The organism is Bradyrhizobium sp. Mp27 (assembly GCF_029953005.1).
Classification (GTDB): Bacteria; Pseudomonadota; Alphaproteobacteria; order Rhizobiales; family Xanthobacteraceae; genus Bradyrhizobium; species Bradyrhizobium barranii.
This window is the reverse complement of the sequence record NZ_JASAUS010000732.1, coordinates 1-288: the sequence shown is the minus strand read 5'-3', so window position 1 is coordinate 288 and position 288 is coordinate 1. Positions and strand designations below refer to the sequence as shown.

Sequence of the window (288 nt, the reverse complement as noted above, 5' to 3'; positions counted from 1 at the left end):
AAAGTCATCGCCGGTGTAAAGTTCATCGACGGAATCGAAGTCATTCCGAACACTGAAAGCCACGCCGCCTGATCAGGCCGCGTCACCCAAAATCAGCCATAGCTCTGGCAAATGCCAGCGCCGCGTTTCCGGCCCCGGCCATCGAGACGAAATTCGATACAGGATTGTCGGCTAATACGATCGTTGCGGCGGGATTCAGCGCCGCGGCGCCGGACTCGGTGCCGCCGTCCGATGTAACCACTTCGCAAGGGCCAATGTTGCAGGTCGCCAGCCTTGAGGCGGCGTCGC

At 60.4% G+C, this 288-nt stretch carries 1 protein-coding gene; it reads right to left on the bottom strand.

The features are described 5' to 3' along the window. Window positions 1-82: 82 nt before the first annotated feature. The coding region (locus QJT78_RS52480; RefSeq protein WP_281460984.1) for a hypothetical protein at window positions 83-288 on the bottom strand (206 nt) is incomplete at its 5' end.